The organism is Haloactinopolyspora alba, from assembly GCF_003014555.1.
Lineage (GTDB): Bacteria > Actinomycetota > Actinomycetes > Jiangellales > Jiangellaceae > Haloactinopolyspora > Haloactinopolyspora alba.
Map to the genome: position 1 here is coordinate 308,853 of NZ_PYGE01000003.1, position 14,960 is coordinate 323,812.

General features: G+C 71.4%; 15 protein-coding genes. 2 read left to right on the plus strand and 13 right to left on the minus strand.

All coding sequences use genetic code 11. From position 1 onward, the window contains the following. Positions 1-78: 78 nt before the first annotated feature. The 3 genes from CLV30_RS06195 to CLV30_RS06205 form a co-directional block, all read right to left on the minus strand. Entirely contained in the window at positions 79-723 is a 645-nt protein-coding gene (locus tag CLV30_RS06195; protein WP_129710951.1) for an acyltransferase, read from the minus strand. Positions 724-819: 96 nt separating this feature from the next. Beyond that, complete coding sequence (locus tag CLV30_RS06200) at positions 820-1,806, minus strand: class I SAM-dependent methyltransferase (RefSeq protein WP_106536315.1); 987 nt, start codon at positions 1,804-1,806, stop codon at positions 820-822. 1 nt (position 1,807) lies between these two features. After that, the gene (locus tag CLV30_RS06205) at positions 1,808-2,593 is read right to left on the minus strand and encodes an enoyl-CoA hydratase/isomerase family protein (protein WP_240723251.1); all 786 of its coding nucleotides are present in this window, start codon (positions 2,591-2,593) and stop codon (positions 1,808-1,810) included. A gap of 101 nt (positions 2,594-2,694) precedes the next feature. Between CLV30_RS06205 and glgX the strand changes: the two genes are divergently transcribed. Continuing rightward, complete coding sequence (gene glgX / locus CLV30_RS06210) at positions 2,695-4,845, plus strand: glycogen debranching protein GlgX (RefSeq protein ID WP_106536317.1); 2,151 nt, start codon at positions 2,695-2,697, stop codon at positions 4,843-4,845. Positions 4,846-4,893: 48 nt separating this feature from the next. On the opposite strand, the gene CLV30_RS06215 is transcribed toward glgX, so the two are convergent. The 10 genes from CLV30_RS06215 to CLV30_RS06260 all read right to left on the minus strand — a co-directional run bounded on the left by CLV30_RS06215 (position 4,894) and on the right by CLV30_RS06260 (position 14,456). Continuing rightward, positions 4,894-5,931, minus strand: a complete 1,038-nt coding sequence (locus CLV30_RS06215; RefSeq protein ID WP_106536318.1) for a PDDEXK family nuclease — start codon at positions 5,929-5,931, stop codon at positions 4,894-4,896. 64 nt (positions 5,932-5,995) lie between these two features. Further along, on the minus strand, positions 5,996-6,895 hold the full coding sequence (locus tag CLV30_RS06220) for a D-isomer specific 2-hydroxyacid dehydrogenase family protein (RefSeq protein WP_106536410.1): 900 nt from the start codon (positions 6,893-6,895) through the stop codon (positions 5,996-5,998). Positions 6,896-6,951: 56 nt separating this feature from the next. Next, entirely contained in the window at positions 6,952-7,716 is a 765-nt protein-coding gene (locus CLV30_RS06225) for an SDR family NAD(P)-dependent oxidoreductase (protein ID WP_106536319.1), read from the minus strand. 20 nt (positions 7,717-7,736) lie between these two features. Further along, positions 7,737-8,513, minus strand: a complete 777-nt coding sequence (locus CLV30_RS06230) for an enoyl-CoA hydratase/isomerase family protein (RefSeq protein WP_106536320.1) — start codon at positions 8,511-8,513, stop codon at positions 7,737-7,739. Further along, positions 8,510-9,790, minus strand: coding sequence for a TRAP transporter large permease (locus CLV30_RS06235; protein WP_106536321.1), 1,281 nt, complete (start codon positions 9,788-9,790; stop codon positions 8,510-8,512). Before CLV30_RS06235 ends, CLV30_RS06230 begins: the two co-directional genes overlap by 4 nt. Beyond that, positions 9,790-10,311 carry a TRAP transporter small permease gene (locus tag CLV30_RS06240; RefSeq protein ID WP_165358554.1) on the minus strand — a complete coding sequence of 174 codons (522 nt, stop codon included), beginning with the start codon at positions 10,309-10,311 and terminating at the stop codon, positions 9,790-9,792. The genes CLV30_RS06235 and CLV30_RS06240 overlap by 1 nt, the downstream gene beginning before the upstream one ends. After that, the gene (locus CLV30_RS06245) at positions 10,308-11,336 is read right to left on the minus strand and encodes a TRAP transporter substrate-binding protein (RefSeq protein WP_106536323.1); all 1,029 of its coding nucleotides are present in this window, start codon (positions 11,334-11,336) and stop codon (positions 10,308-10,310) included. Before CLV30_RS06245 ends, CLV30_RS06240 begins: the two co-directional genes overlap by 4 nt. Positions 11,337-11,342: 6 nt before the next feature. Further along, positions 11,343-12,953, minus strand: coding sequence for an acyl CoA:acetate/3-ketoacid CoA transferase (locus CLV30_RS06250; protein ID WP_106536324.1), 1,611 nt, complete (start codon positions 12,951-12,953; stop codon positions 11,343-11,345). Then, positions 12,943-13,695: an SDR family NAD(P)-dependent oxidoreductase gene (locus CLV30_RS06255; protein WP_165358553.1), complete on the minus strand. Its 753-nt coding sequence runs from the start codon at positions 13,693-13,695 to the stop codon at positions 12,943-12,945. Before CLV30_RS06255 ends, CLV30_RS06250 begins: the two co-directional genes overlap by 11 nt. After that, positions 13,692-14,456 carry an IclR family transcriptional regulator gene (locus tag CLV30_RS06260; protein ID WP_106536326.1) on the minus strand — a complete coding sequence of 255 codons (765 nt, stop codon included), beginning with the start codon at positions 14,454-14,456 and terminating at the stop codon, positions 13,692-13,694. The genes CLV30_RS06255 and CLV30_RS06260 overlap by 4 nt, the downstream gene beginning before the upstream one ends. A 102-nt stretch (positions 14,457-14,558) precedes the next feature. Between CLV30_RS06260 and CLV30_RS06265 the strand changes: the two genes are divergently transcribed. Next, a complete protein-coding gene (locus tag CLV30_RS06265) occupies positions 14,559-14,960 on the plus strand; it encodes a MaoC family dehydratase (protein WP_106536327.1) in 402 nt (133 codons plus the stop codon).

Sequence of the window (14,960 nt, forward strand, 5' to 3'; positions counted from 1 at the left end):
ACATTCTTCGTAACCGTGTGGCTCCGGTCCGCGCGCCCGGTCAGCGCCACCTCGTCACGCTGCGCCGACGAACGTGTCTCAATCGTTACCGAGAGTGTTCGTGCCCGCGCCCGGCCGGTACTTCAGCACCTCGGCCGGCACCCCGCCCACGACCGCGCCGTCGGGAACGGTCCCGCGCACCACGGCGTGCGCCGCGACGACACAGCCCTGCCCGACGACCGACCCCCGCAGCACACTGACCTTCGTCCCCAGCCAGCCGTCGGTGCCGATACGCACCGGCGACTTGGCGATCCCCTGATCCTTGATCGGCCTCGTCACGTCGTCGAAGCGGTGGTCGAAGTCCGTCACGTACACCCAGTCGGCCACCAGGGTCCGGCCGCCCACCTCGACGTCCAGATAGCAGCTGACCAGCACCTCGCGACCGAAAACCGCCTTCTCGCCGACACGCAGCGTGCCCTCGTGCGCGATCAGCCGCGTCAGGTCACCCACATGCACCCACGGGCCGAGCACGACACGGCCGTAGCCGGGACGGCCGCGCACCTGCACCCCGCGGCCCAGGAACACCAGGCCCTCGACCACGACCTCGGGATGCCGCAGCCGCAACGCCAGCAACCTCGCGTACCGCACGAGATACCACGGCGTCCAGGCACGATGCCGGACCATCCAGCGCAGCCCGGCCCAGGTGACCAGTCGAGCTCGGCGTGGAGGGCGTCGGCGGAACACACCCGCACGGTAGCCGAGACCGTGACGGCGCGGAGACGTGCGGGAGACCGGGACGGGCCGGGCTCGATGCATGAACAGTCGGGGCGGCGTGACCGGTCACCCGGCCGGCTTCACCCCGGTCACCGAGACGTTGTAGAACAACTGCGCCGGGACGACCCGGTCGAGCACCCGGTCCACCGCCGACAGCCGCAACCAGCTCTTGTAGGCGAACATCGACCACCGCGCGCCCAGCCGCTCCGGGTTGACCGCGTACTCCAGCGTCCGCGCCGGCCAGCCGAACCAGGCCGCGGTGAGCTCCTCGGTGACCGTCGACACGTCGGCTACGCCGGCGCGCCGGACCGTCGCCTCCAGCTCGCCGGGGTCGAAGGTGTGCAGGTCGACCACCGCTTCCAGTGCGGCGGCCCGGGACGACTCGTCCAGCTCGGACCGCGGCCGGGCCCACCGGTCACGAAGCATCGGCAGGTGCGACGCACGCGTCGCCGCCCACCACGTCGCCCGCGAGAGCGTCCGCGCGATCCGGTCGCCGTACCGGGTCGGCTCGCCGCAGATGACGATGCGCCCGCCCGGTCGCAGCACGCGGAGCATCTCGCGGAAGGCGAGCTCGACGTCGACGATGTGATGGATGACGGCGTGCCCGACGACGACGTCGAACGTGTCGTCGTCGTACGGCAGCCGTTCCGCGTCGGCGACGCGCCCCTCGATCTCGAAGCCGAGCCGACGTGCGTTCTCCAGCGCCGCGTCGACCATGCCCGGCGCGATGTCGGTGACGCTGACCTCGTCGAGCACGCCCGCGAGCCGCAGGTTCAGCGAGAAGAACCCGGTTCCGGCGCCGACCTCGAGCGCGTGCCCGAACGGAGCACCGGGCGCACCGGCCACCGCGGCGAACCGGTCACGCGCGTAGCTCACGCACCGCTCGTCGAACGAGATGGACCACTTGTCGTCGTAACTGCCGGCTTCCCAGTCGTGGTAGAGCACCTGGGCGAGCTTGGTGTCGTGCCACGCGCGCTCGACGTCCTCGGCCGAGGCGGCGGGGCGGCGGTGTCCGTGCTCGGTGTCGTCGGTGTCGTCGGTGTCGCCGGCCACGTCACCGTCCCTCGAACTCGGCGTGTCCCGGGCCGTTCTCGACGAACGAGCGCATCCCGATGGTGCGATCGGCGGTCGCGAACAACCCCGCGAACTGCTGCCGCTCGATCGCGAGCCCGGTGTCCAGGTCGGTCTCGAGGCCACGGTCGATGGCCTCCTTCGCCGCACGTAGCGCGTAGGCGGGTCCGCCGACGAACCGCTCGGCCCACGCCCGTGCGGCCGGGTACACCTCTTCGGCCGGGACCACCTGTTCGACCAGGCCGATCGACTGTGCCTGCGCCGCCGGGACGAACCTGCCGGTGAAGATCAGATCCTTCGCCCGCGCCGGTCCGACCAGCCGGGCCAGCCGCTGGGTGCCTCCCGCGCCCGGGATGATGCCGAGCTGGATCTCCGGCTGGCCGAGGGTCGCGTCGTCGGCGGCCACCCGGACGTCGCACGCCAGCGCCAGCTCGCATCCGCCGCCGAGCGCATAACCGGTGACGGCGGCGACGGTGGGCTTCGGGATCCGCGCGATCGCTGTGAACGCCTCCTGCAGCGCGCTCGAGCGGTCCACCATGTCGGTGTAGGACCAGCGGGCCATCTCCTTGACGTCCGCGCCGGCGGCGAACACCTTCTCGCCTCCGTACACGACGACCGCACGGACGTCCGCGCGCTCGCCGGCCTCACCCGCCGCGGCGGCCAGGCCGTCCTGCATCGCCGCGTTCAGTGCGTTCATCGGCGGCCGGTCGAGGCGGATCGTCCCTACCCCGTCATCGACGTCGAGCCGCACGAGAGGCCGATCGTTCACCATGTCCCCTTACCCTCGCGAACCGCACCGTGCGATCACTGTAACGGGTTGCCGCCACCCGCCCCGGGGGAATCACAACGGTGTCGGCGCAATAGGACACAATGCCCCGGGTGAACGACGCGACACTTCCCTGGCCCGGCCACTGGACGCCGCTCGGCGCGACGTACGGTCCCGAGTCGACCAACTTCGCGTTGTGGGCGCCGAACGCCGAGCGCGTCGACGTGTGCCTGTTCGACGACGACGGGGCCGAGACACAACACACGTTGATCAACAAGACGTTCGACGTCTGGCACGGACGGCTGCCCGGTCTGCGGCCCGGAACGCGTTACGGGTTCCGGCTGCACGGCCCGTGGGACCCGGCGAACGGTCAGCGCTTCAACCCGGCGAAACTGCTGCTCGACCCGTACGCACGGGCCGTCGACGGCGACCTGGTGGCCCACCCGGCGGCGTTCGGGCACCTGCGCGCGTCCATGGACGCCGGCGGCGACCACACCGTCCGCGACGACCGTGACTCCGCTCCGTACGTCCCGAAGAGCGTGATCGTCGACAACGCGCCGTTCGACTGGCGCGGCGACGCCGCACCGCGGGTGCCGTGGGCGCGGACGGTCCTGTACGAGGCGCACGTCCGCGGGTTCACTATGCGCCACCCGGACGTCCCCGAGCAGCTGCGCGGCACGTACGCGGGGCTGGCGCATCCCGCCGTCGTCGAGCACCTCACCTCGCTGGGTGTCACCACGGTCGAGCTGATGCCCGTACACCAGTACGTCAGCGAACCCGACCTGCAGCACCGCGGCCTGGTCAACTACTGGGGCTACAACTCGCTGGCGTTCTTCGCCCCGCACGGCGGCTACTCCTCGTCGGGCACGCGGGGCGAGCAGGTCACCGAGTTCAAGTCCATGGTGCGGGCGCTGCACGAAGCCGGCCTCGAGGTCATCCTGGACGTCGTCTACAACCACACCGCCGAACAGGGCGACGGCGGGCCCACGCTCTCGTACCGGGGCATCGCCAACGACGCCTACTATCACCTCGATCCGGACGACCCGGCGCGCTACTCCGACTACACCGGAACCGGCAACACGTTCCATGTCGCCCATCCGTCCGTCCTGGGCATGGTCATGGATTCGCTGCGGTACTGGGTCGGCGAGATGCACGTCGACGGGTTCCGGTTCGACCTCGCCTCGGCGCTGGCACGGTCGATGCACGACGTCGACATGCTCGGGTCGTTCATGACCGTGATCCAGCAGGACCCGGTGCTGCGCGAGGTCAAGCTGATCGCCGAGCCCTGGGACGTCGGCCCCGGCGGATACCAGGTCGGCGAGTTCCCGCACCTGTGGACCGAATGGAACGACCGCTACCGCAACACCGTGCGCGACCACTGGCGCGGCCAGGCCGGCGGCGTGCACGACCTCGCCTACCGGCTGTCCGGCTCGTCGGACCTGTACGCCGACGACGGCCGGCGCCCGTACGCGTCCATCAACTTCGTCACCGCGCACGACGGTTTCACCATGCGCGACCTGGTCTCGTACGACGCCAAGCACAACGAGGCCAACGGCGAGGACAACCACGACGGCTCCGACGACAACCGGTCCTGGAACCACGGCGTCGAAGGTCTCGCTGGTGACGACGACCCGGGCGTGTTCGAACTGCGGCAGCGCCAGATCCGCAACTTCATGACCACTCTGCTGCTGTCCACCGGGGTTCCGATGATCACCGCGGGCGACGAGATGGGCCGCACGCAGCACGGCAACAACAACGCCTACTGCCTCGACGACGAGACCACCTGGCTGGACTGGTCGCTACGCGAGCGGTTCCCGCAGTTGCTGGAGTTCGTCCGCGGGCTGCTGCAGCTGCGCGCCGAGCATCCGGTGGTCCGCCAGCGGCGCTTCTTCGAGGGTGAGCCGCTGGTCGACGGTGGCCGCAAGGACATCGCCTGGTTCGCCCCGTCCGGCGCCGAGATGGCCGACGACGACTGGCGCGACGCGTCGCGGCAGACCCTCGGGATGTTCCTCAACGGCGACGGCATCCGTTCCCGGGACGCGTGGGGCCGGCCGATCACCGACGACTCGTTCCTGCTGTGGCTGCATTCGGGTGCGGAGCCGGCGCAGGTCACGCTGCCGGCCGGGGTGTGGCCGGGCCGCTACGAGGTCGTGCTCGACACCGCGGACGAACTCGGCGGCAACGTCGAGCCCGGCGCCGGCACCACCCTCACCCTGGCCCCGCGCAGCTCCCTGCTCCTGCGCGCCCTCGACTGACGTGATGAGGGCGTCGCTACTGGGGCCATGACACCACCAACGACGCCCTCATCGCCCGAGACCGGCCAGGTACGCGGCCTCGAGCTCGGCCAGTACGGCGTCCGGATCGGCGCGGATCCGGGCCGGCGACACCGGCAGCACCCGCCAGCCGAGCGCCGCGTAGCGAGCTCGACGCTCCTCCGTGCGGCGCGGCGCGTCGCCGAACCCGTGCCAGCTGCGTGAGTCGACCTCGACCACGAGCCGCGCCCGCGGCCAGCACGCGTCGGGATGGATACCGCGGCTGCCCGGCAGCACGCGGTTCCATCGCGGCTCGGGCAGCACACGGCTGCGGCGTACCAGGTCGCGCAGTTCGCACTCCGGCGCCGAGCGGCATCCTGCGTCGATGTCGCGCATCGCCAGACGGGCCAGCGCACCGCCGCGCCGGGGAGCGGCGGCCACCTCGGCGCGCAGGTCGGCCACACTCGCGCGGCGACGTTGGACGACCTCGCACATCAGGGCGCGGACGTTGCGTAGCGCACTCGCCCGGTGCAGCCGGCCTCCGCGGCAGTCAGGGCAGTCCGTCCGGCGCGGCGAACAGGCCGGGCGCCAGTCCATCGGGAGTCGATCCGGCCGGACGACGGTGTCGATCACGACACGGGCCGCAGGCGCCATCGGGATGACGCCGGGCGAAGCGCTGGGCGCGAGCGGGTCGAGCGTCACGTCCAGCGGCGGACCGGATCCGCGGGCGTCCTCGAGACGTTCCTCGTCGACCCACCGTCGCGCGTCGGGCATGCGCCGGGTGCGGACCAGACGCACGCGAGCTGTACTGCCGCGGCCGCGTCCGTGCCCGACCAGGACGTCGACCGCGTCACCCAGGGGCGGTCCGTATCGCAGCCCGATCATGTCGCAGCCCCAGGGACCTGTCACGACGGCTTCGTCGCCTGCGTACAGAACCGCCACGCGGAGCCGGTGCAGCGTGTTCAGCGGTCCGCTGAACGTCGCGTAGACACCGGGAAGCACGCGCTGCCACGGGCCGCCCGAGCGGATCGCGTGCCTGAGCATGTCGAGCGTCATGCCGGCCGCGAGCGCTTGGCTCCTGGTGATCATGCCGTCCTGGAGAGGGCGTCGCTACTGGGGCTATGACACCACCAACGACGCCCTCATCACCAAATCAGTAGCCGGCGGAAGGGTCGACGACGCCCTCCAGCGGCTCACCGCGGGCGAATCTCGCCGTGTTGTGGCCGACGCGCTCGGCCAGGCGCGGCAGCCGCAGCGAGAGCGGGTTCGCCGAGTGCGGCGTGATCAGCGCACGCCGCTCGGACCACAGCGGGTGACCGTCGGGCAGCGGCTCCGGGTCGGTGACGTCCAGCGCCGCTCCCCCGATCTCGCCGGACCGCAGCGCGGCCACCACCGCGTCGGTGTCGACCAGGGTTCCCCGCGCCACGTTGACCAGCCATGCCGTCGACGGCATGAGCGCCAGTTCGCGGGCACCGACCAGCGCACTCGTCCGCGCCGTCGACGGCGCCGCGACCACGACGAAGTCCGCGTCGGCCAGCACGTCGTGCAGCCGGTCGGGGGTCGTGCACACCCGCGCGCCGGGCACCGCCCGCCCGGAGCGGGTGATGGCGACGATGTCCGCGTCGAACGGGCCCAGCAGGGCGATCAGCGCCTGCCCGATGCCGCCGGCACCGACGATCACCACCCGCGCCCCGCGCAGCGACACCGGCTCCGGGCTCGTCCACGTCCGGGCCCTGGCCAGCTCCGGCAGCCGGCGAGCGGCCGCGAGCATCATGGCCAGCGTGTGCTCGGCCACCGAATGCGCGTAGCAGCCGGCGGCGGAGGTGAAGACGCGGTCGCCGGTCAGCACCCCCGCCGCCAGGTACGACTCGACACCCGCCGACGGGAGCTGGACCCAGCGCACACCCGGGTGCAGGTACGTACGCAACTCGTCCGCGGGGCCGCCGAACCACACCAGCGCCTCGGCCTCGTCAGCCGGCACGATCGCCGCCCCCGCGCCCCGTACCGCCTCCACCAGCGGCTCCGGAGCTTTCGGCCCCACATGGACCCGCAGCGCCGTGCCGGCCGGACCAGCGGCACCGGTGCCGTCGATCCCGTCGTCCGGCCCGCTCACCGGAAGTACTGCCCGCCGTTGACAGCCAGGACCTGACCGGTGACGTAACCGCTCATCGGGTCGCTGGCGAGGAAGAGCGTGGGACCGACGCACTCCTGTGCGGTCCCGGTGCGGCCGGCGGGAATCGTCGCCGCCATGGCCGCCAGCGACTCCGGCGTGGAGAACCGCTCGTGGAACGGCGTGCTGATCACGCCCGGCGAGATGGCGTTCACCCTGATGTTCACGCCGGCCAGCTCTTTGGCCAGCGCACGGGTGTAGGAGGCGACCGCGCCCTTGCTGGCGCCGTACAACGACGAGCCGGGCCCGCCGCCGTTGTCGGCCGCGATGGAACTGACGTTGACGATGACACCGCCTCCGCGCTCGCTCATCCCCGGCACGACGGCGTTGCACAGACCGACGACGGATCCGAGGTTCAGCTCCATGACCTCGTCGTAGAAGGCGCGCTCGACCTCACCGGTGGCACGCCGGCCCACCAGGCTGCCGGCGTTGTTGACCAGGACGTCGACGGGTCCGAGCCGGTTCTCGACGTCGGCGACGAGGTCGTCGTAGTCGCGCGGCTCGGACAGGTCGGCGGGGACGGGCACCGCCCGGCCTCCCGCGTCGACGATCCCGGCGACGACCTCGCCGGCGGCGTCCGCGTTGGTGTTGTAGTGCACGCCGACGGCAGCGCCGCAGCCGGCGAACCCCTGGGCCACGGCGGCGCCGATACCGGTGCTGGCACCGGTGACCAGCACCGTCTTTCCTTCGAACGAGATCTCCATCCGGTCTCCTTTCATGCCGTTCACGCTCGCGTTCCCAGGAATCCCGCCACGCGGGAGCGGAACTCCGCCCCCGTCACGAGCGAGGCCACCGCGCCCGACTCGACCTGCGCCTGCGACCGGGCGTGATCGGACACGGCCGCCAGCGCCCGCTTCGCGGCGGCCAGTGCCGGCGCGCTCCGGCTCGCGAACGTCACAGCGAGCTCGGTCACCGCCGGCACGAGGCGCTCGCCCGGCACCACGTCGTGGACCATCCCGAGCCGCGCGGCCTCCTCGGCGTCCACCAGACGCCCGGTGAGGATGAGCTCGCGGGCGCGCGCCGCGCCGACCGCTTCGGCCAGCCGCCACGTGCCGCCCCATCCCGGGATGACGCCCATGCTCACCTCGGGCAGCCCGAGCCGGGAGTGCTCGGCAGCGACGCGAACGTCGCAGGCCAGCGCCAGCTCCAGCCCGCCTCCCAGGGCGACCCCCGAGATCGCGGCGACCACGGGCACCGGCAGCCGCTGTATCCGGTCGAACACGTCGTGCCCGGTGAGGTTGGACCGGAGCACGTCCTCCGGCGGTGTCTCGGCGAGGACGCGCACGTCTGCGCCCGCGCAGAAGGCACGCTCGCCGGCTCCGCTGATCACGACGGCACGGGCGCCGGTGTCGGCGACGCCGTCCAGCGCGTCGGCCAGACCGGACAGCATCGGCGGGTCGAGCGCGTTCAGCCGCTCGCTGCGCTCGAGGGTGATCCAGCAGACGTCGTCGTCGACCCGGACGTCCACACGTCCGGCCGGCCGTTCCGGTTCCGGGGTCATTCGCCCGCCACCTCTGGCAGCCACAGCACCGTCTCCGGGACGAGGATGGTCAGGATCAGCACGCCCACGATCACCGCGGCGAACGGCGACATCGGTTTCACCGCCCGCAGCACCGGGAGCTTGCCGATCGCCGACGACAACAGCAGGCACAGTCCGTACGGCGGCGTGATCAGTCCGAACGCCAGCGAGATCACCGCAACGAGGGCGTACTGCACCGGGTCGACACCGGCGGCCGTGATCGCCGGAGCGAGCACCGGGACCATGATCGCCATCGCCGGGAGCGCGTCCAAGAACGTCCCCAGGACGATGAACACGACCGCGACCAGCGGAAGCAGCGCCTCGGGCGGCACGCCGGCCACCGCGTCCTGCATCAGGAACGGGATCCGGTAGAACGCCAGCAGATACGCGAACACCGACGCCGCGGCCAGCGCGAACAACGGCAGCGCCGTCAGCTGCGCGCTCTCGCGGAACACCCGGGGCAGGTCGCGCAGCCGCACCGTGCGGTACACGACCAGCCCCAGCAGCAGCGCGTAGAGCACCGCCAGCACCGACGCCTCGGTGGCGGTGACGAACCCGCCGACGATACCGCCGATGACCAGCACCGGGATGCCGAGCGCCAGCAGCGAGTCGCGCAGCGCCCGGGCCACCTTCGCCACCGACGGGCGGCTCTCCTTGGGAAAACCGTGCCGCCGCGCCTGGACGTAGGTGACGACCATCATGCCGCCGCCGATCAGAACGCCGGGGATGACGCCGGCGAGGAACATCGCCCCGATCGACGTGCTCGTCAACGAGCCCCACACGACCATCTGGATGCTCGGGGGGACGATCGTGCCGATCACGGCCGAAGCCGCGGTGATGCCGACGGCGAACTCCTTCGCGTAGCCGCGGCGCTCCATCTGCGGGATGAGCACCGAACCGAGACCGGCCACATCGGCGGTCGACGACCCGGACACGCCGCCGAAGGCCATCGACGTGGACACGTTCACCATGCCGAGGCCACCGCGGATCGAGCCGACGACCGCCTGGGCCAGAGCCATGAGCCGGTCGGTCACCTTGGACACGTTCATGATCGCGCCCGCGAGCACGAAGAACGGCACGGCCAGCAGCACGAACGAGTCGAGCCCCGAGTACATCCGCTGCGCGAGCAGCTCCACGGTGAGCCGGTCGTTCAGCAGGAAGTACGGCAGGCACGCCAGCAGCAGCGCGAACGCGATCGGCACCCGGAACAGGCAGATCGCCACGAAGATGACGAGCAGGGAGATGACGACGCTGAGCACTACTCACCACCTCCCGCCGGCACGGCGGGATGCCCGCCGCGGGTGACCGTCCCGGTGAGCGCCTTCGCGGCCAGCTCGATCGCGAAGACCACCATCAGCACCCCGGAGACCGGTATCGCGGCGTACGCCCACACCAGCCGGATGCCGGACGTGGTGGAGATCTGGTCCACCCCGTCCAGGGCGAACCTGAACCCACCGACCGTGATGACCAGGCTCATCACCAGCACGAGGGCCATGGCGACCAGTTGCACCGGCCGGGCCAGCCACGCGTCGAGGCGGGCCGGGATCAGGTCGATGACGAAGTGGTCACCACGCCGCACGGCCGCCGCAGCGCCGAGGAACACCGTCCACTCCAGGCACAGCCGCGCGATCTCCTCGGTCCACAGCGCCCGCGGGATCAGCGGCAGGTACCGGCCGAACACCTGGTAGGCGACCACCACGGTGAGCACGGCGAGCAGCACCGCGATGGCGGCGAGCAGCACCGCGTGCACCCGGTCGAGCAGGCGGGACACGGTGCTCATGAGGTCTGCAGCTCGGCCATCTGCTCGACCGCGTCCACCATGTCCCACTGCTTCGCGTACTTCATCCATACGGGGCGCACCTTCTCGGCCATCGCCGCAGTGTCGGCTTCGGTGACGGTGGCGCCGAGCTCCTCGGTCAGCCGCTTCAGCGCCGCGTCGTCGGTCTCGCCCTCCAGCTCGCGCTCGTACGACGACGCCTCCTCGGCGGCGTCGAGCACGGCCTGACGCTGGTCGTCGGGGAGGTTGTCAAGGGTCTGACCGCTCATCATCAGCGGCCGGATGGTCACCTCGTGCTGGGTGCGCAGGATGTGCGGCGCGGGCTCGTAGAACTTCTGGCTCACGATGTAGACCGACTCGTTCTCCGCGCCGTCCACCACGCCCTGCTGCAGCGCGTTGTAGAGCTCGTTGTACGCGACGACCGTCGGCTCCAAGCCGACGGCGCCGAACGCGTCGGTGAGCATCTCGCTCGGCTGTGTGCGGAACAGGCGTCCCTGGATGTCCTGCGGACCCGAGACGGGTTCGGTGAAGAACATGTTCCGGATGCCGCCGCCGAAGTAGCCCACGGTCCGCACGCCGGTCTGCTCGTCGATCATCGTGGTGATCTCTTCGGCGACCGGCCCCTCGATGATCTGGTCGCGCTGTTCGCGACTGGTGACCAGGAACGGCATGGACAGCACGCTCACCTCGGGCACGAACTCCGCGATCGAGCCGGGCGCGATGACCCCGCCGTCGACCGTGCCGTCCTGCATGCCCTGGAACAGCTCCTTCTCGCTGCCGATCTCGGCGTTGGGGTGCACCTCGACCGTCACCGAGCCGTCGGTCTTCTTCTCCACCAGTTCGGCGAAGCGGTCCAGACCCTTGTCGAACGGCGTGTCGGCGGCGAGCTGGTGGCCCATCACCAGGGTGGTGCCGCCACCTCCTCCGCCGCCGCCGGACTCGGCGCCGCACGCCGTCACGCCCAGCAGGAGCACGCCGCTGACCGCTGCCGCCGTGCGCTTGCGGTTGATCGTCGTTGATCGCAACATGGCCGTTCACCTCTCGTTGTGGGTCGGCTCCACGGTGTTGACCGGTCGCCCGCCGCGGGGATCCCGCGACGGCGCCGCGCTGAATGCCGCTTCGGGCATCGGCCGCGGCGTGTCGACGACGGGTTCGAAATCCATCCGCGCCAGCACATCGCGCTCGATGTCGGTACCCGGTGCGACCTCGACCAGCCTCAACCCGTCGCCGGTGAGTTCGAACACGGCCCGTTCGGTGACGTAGAGCACCTGCTGGCCCAGCCGCAGCGCGCGTTCCCCGCTGAACGTGACCTGCTCGACGTCGGAGACGAACTTGCGGGTCCGCCCCTCCGAACGCACCCGGATCCCGGCCGGGTCGGCCCGGACCTCGACGTCCAGTCCGCCGGCCGTGAAGGTGCCGCAGAAGACCACCCGGCGGGTGCCCTGCGTGATGTTGATGAAGCCCCCGCTGCCGGACAGCACGTCCCCGTACCGGCTGACGTTGACGTTGCCGTGCCGGTCGACCTGTGCCATGCCCAGGAACGCGACGTCCAGGCCGCCGCCGTCGAAGAAGTCGAACTGCGAGGGCGCCTCGAGCGTCGCGGCCGCGTTGTGCACCGCGCCGAACTCGACGCCGCCGGCCGGCACGCCCCCGACGTGCCCCTGCTCGACGGCGAAGGCGATCTCGTCGAGCAGCCCCGTCTCGGCCGCGGTGAGGGCGACCCCGTCCGGCATGCCCACGCCGAGGTTCACGACGGCGCCCGGCTCGATCTCGGCGGCGGCGCGGCGGGCCACGACCCGGCGCGGACCGGCGTCCAGCACCGGCAGCGCCCCGACGGGGACGCTGAGCTCACCGGTGAACGACGGGTCGTGCTCGCGCAGGCAGGTCTGGCGCTGCTCGGGGTCGAGGACGAGAGTGTCGACGACGACGCCCGGCACCCGGACCTGGTGCGGGTGCAGCGTGCCGCCGGAGGCGACATTTTTCACCTGCGCCACGACGGTTCCGCCGGTGGCCCGGGTCGCCTGCGCCAGCGCCAGCCCCTCCAGCAGCGCGGCCTCGTGCTCGAAGGTGAGGTTGCCGCACTCGTCGGCTGTCGTGGCGCGCAGGAGGGCCACGTCGATGCGCGGGGCCCGGTAGAACAGCGCCTCGCTGCCGGCGAGCTCGACGTGCTCGACGATGTCCTCGGTGGTGCGGGAGTTCAGCCGGCCGCCCTCGAGGCGGGGGTCCACGAACGTGCCGAGCCCGATCGGCGTCACCAGTCCGGGCCGGCCGCCGGCCGTCTCACGCAGAAGCTGCGAGATCGCCCCCTGCGGGAGGTTGTACGCCTCGATCCGCGACTCCATCGCGAGCGCGGCCATCTCCGGGGACATGCCCCAGTGCGCGCCGACCACGCGGCGGACCAGCCGGTCGTCGGCCAGCAGCGACATCCCGCCGCCGGCACGGTCACCGATGCCGCTGCAGTGCCACACCGTCAGCTCCCGCGGTGAACCGGTGGTTTCGAACCGGCGTGCCAGAGCTCGAAGCAGGGACGACGGCTCCTGCACCCCGCCGCCGGAGCCGCCCACGAACACGGTCGCGGCGTCGTCGATCAGCTCGACCGCCGCGTCGGCCGAGAGCACGGGTTTGACCGACCAGCTACTGAGCACTGAACCCTCCGTCGACATGGACGACCTCGCCGGTGACATAGCTCGACAGCGGCGAGAGCAGGAAGACGATCACGCGGGCCACCTCGACCGGCTCGGCCACCCGGCGCATCGGAATACGTGCGCGGATCTGTTCGCCACGCTCGACGTCGTCGAGCAGTTCGCGGGTCATGGCGGTGCGGACGTAGCCGGGCGCCACCGCGTTGACGCGCACGCCGTCGGGGGCCAGTTCGACCGCGAGGCCCTTGCCCAGCTGCGCCACCGCGGCCTTGAGCGAGCCGTAGGGAACCAGCCCGGGCACCGCGACGGTGCCGGAGACGGACGCCACGTTGACGATCGCCGAGCCGGGCCGCATCCGCGACGCCGCGCTGCGGCACACGTTCAGCACGGCACGCAGGTTGGTCGCGTACAGCTGCGACCAGTCCTCGTCCCGCAGCTGAGTCAGCGGGCGGCGCGGTGCCTGGATTCCGGCGGCGTTGACGACGAACGACGGTGGACCGATGTCGCGCACGACCGTCTCGACCACTTCCGCGCCGGCCGCCGGCTCGGCGAGGTCACGCACGTCGGCGTCGGCGCCGAGCTCATCGGCGACGTCCAGCACGGCGTCCGAGCGGTCGACCAGGCGCAGCCGGGCACCGGCCTCGGCCATCAGCCGCGCCGTCTCCAGACCGATGCCGCCGGCCGCGCCGGTCACGATGCCGACCTGGCCGGCCAGTCCCGGATCCCACGTCGTCGCGCCCGTCAACGGTGGCCTCCCGGCCGGTACAGAGCGATCTTGCGGCCGGTCTCGCGCAGCACCGGCAGCCAGTCGCGCAGTCGGTCGAGCGACGTGCGGTAGACGGGCGCGGTGAGGCAGACGGCGATCGTGGAGCCCAGCTGCTCGGCGGCCGTCACCGGAACCGCGATGGACCTGATCTCCGGCTCGTATTCCTGGTCGGTCACGGCGTAGCCGCGCTCGGCGGTGACGTGCAGCTCCTCGCGCAGCCGCGGCATCGTGGTGATGGTGGTGGGGGTGTAGCGGGTCAGGGTGAGCTCGTCGAGGATCCGGTCGCGTTCTCCCGCCGGCTGCACCGCGAGCAGAAGCTTGCCCAACGCGGTGCAGTGCAGCGGCCCACGGGTGCCGAGATTGCCTTTCACCCGCACCCGGTGCGGCCCCTCGACGTGCTCGAGGTAGACGAACTCGGTGCCGTCGATCGCGCCCATCAGCGCGGACTCCCCGGTTTCCTCGGTCATCGCGGTCAGCTCCTCGCGCACCCGGGTGGAGCCCCAGGTCGCGGCGGCCTTCTGGCTGAGTTCGAAGACCCGCAGCGCGACGCGGTACAAGTGCGTGCCCGAGTCGACGGCCGCGTAGCCGTCCGCGACGAGCGTGGCCAGGAGGCGGTGCGTGGTGCTCACCGGCAGACCGGTCTCACGCGCGAGCTCGCTGACGCTCACGCCGTCCGGATGGTCACCGAGATGGGTCAGCACATGGAGCCCTTTGCCGAGCATGTCGCGCTTGTTTTCCACGATGTGGGAAACCCTTCCATTTCTGTGGCGGCGACGTTAGACACGGATGAACGGCACGTCAAGAGGGATGAACCCGCGCTCGAACCGTGAGGAGACCGCCCAGTGATCACCACCGGGGACCGAACCAGCGTCAGCAAGACCGTCGGCGAGTCCGACGTCTACCTGTTCGCCGGCATCACCGGCGACCTCAGCCCCAACCACGTCGACGAGACGTTCATGGCACGCACCACGTACGGACGCCGCGTCGCTCACGGCGTCCTGCTGCTGGGCTACGCCTCCGCGGCGTCCACCACGTTGCTGTCCCGCACGGCCACCGAGGCGGTGAGCTACGGCTACGACCGGCTGCGCTTCACCGCACCCGTGTTCATCGGCGACACCGTCACCGTCGACTACGTCGTCACCAGCGTGGACGACACGACCGGCCGGGTCGAGGCGGACGTCACCGTGCGCAATCAGGACGGCGACGTGTGCCTCGTCGCCGCCCACACGATGAAGCTCCTGTGA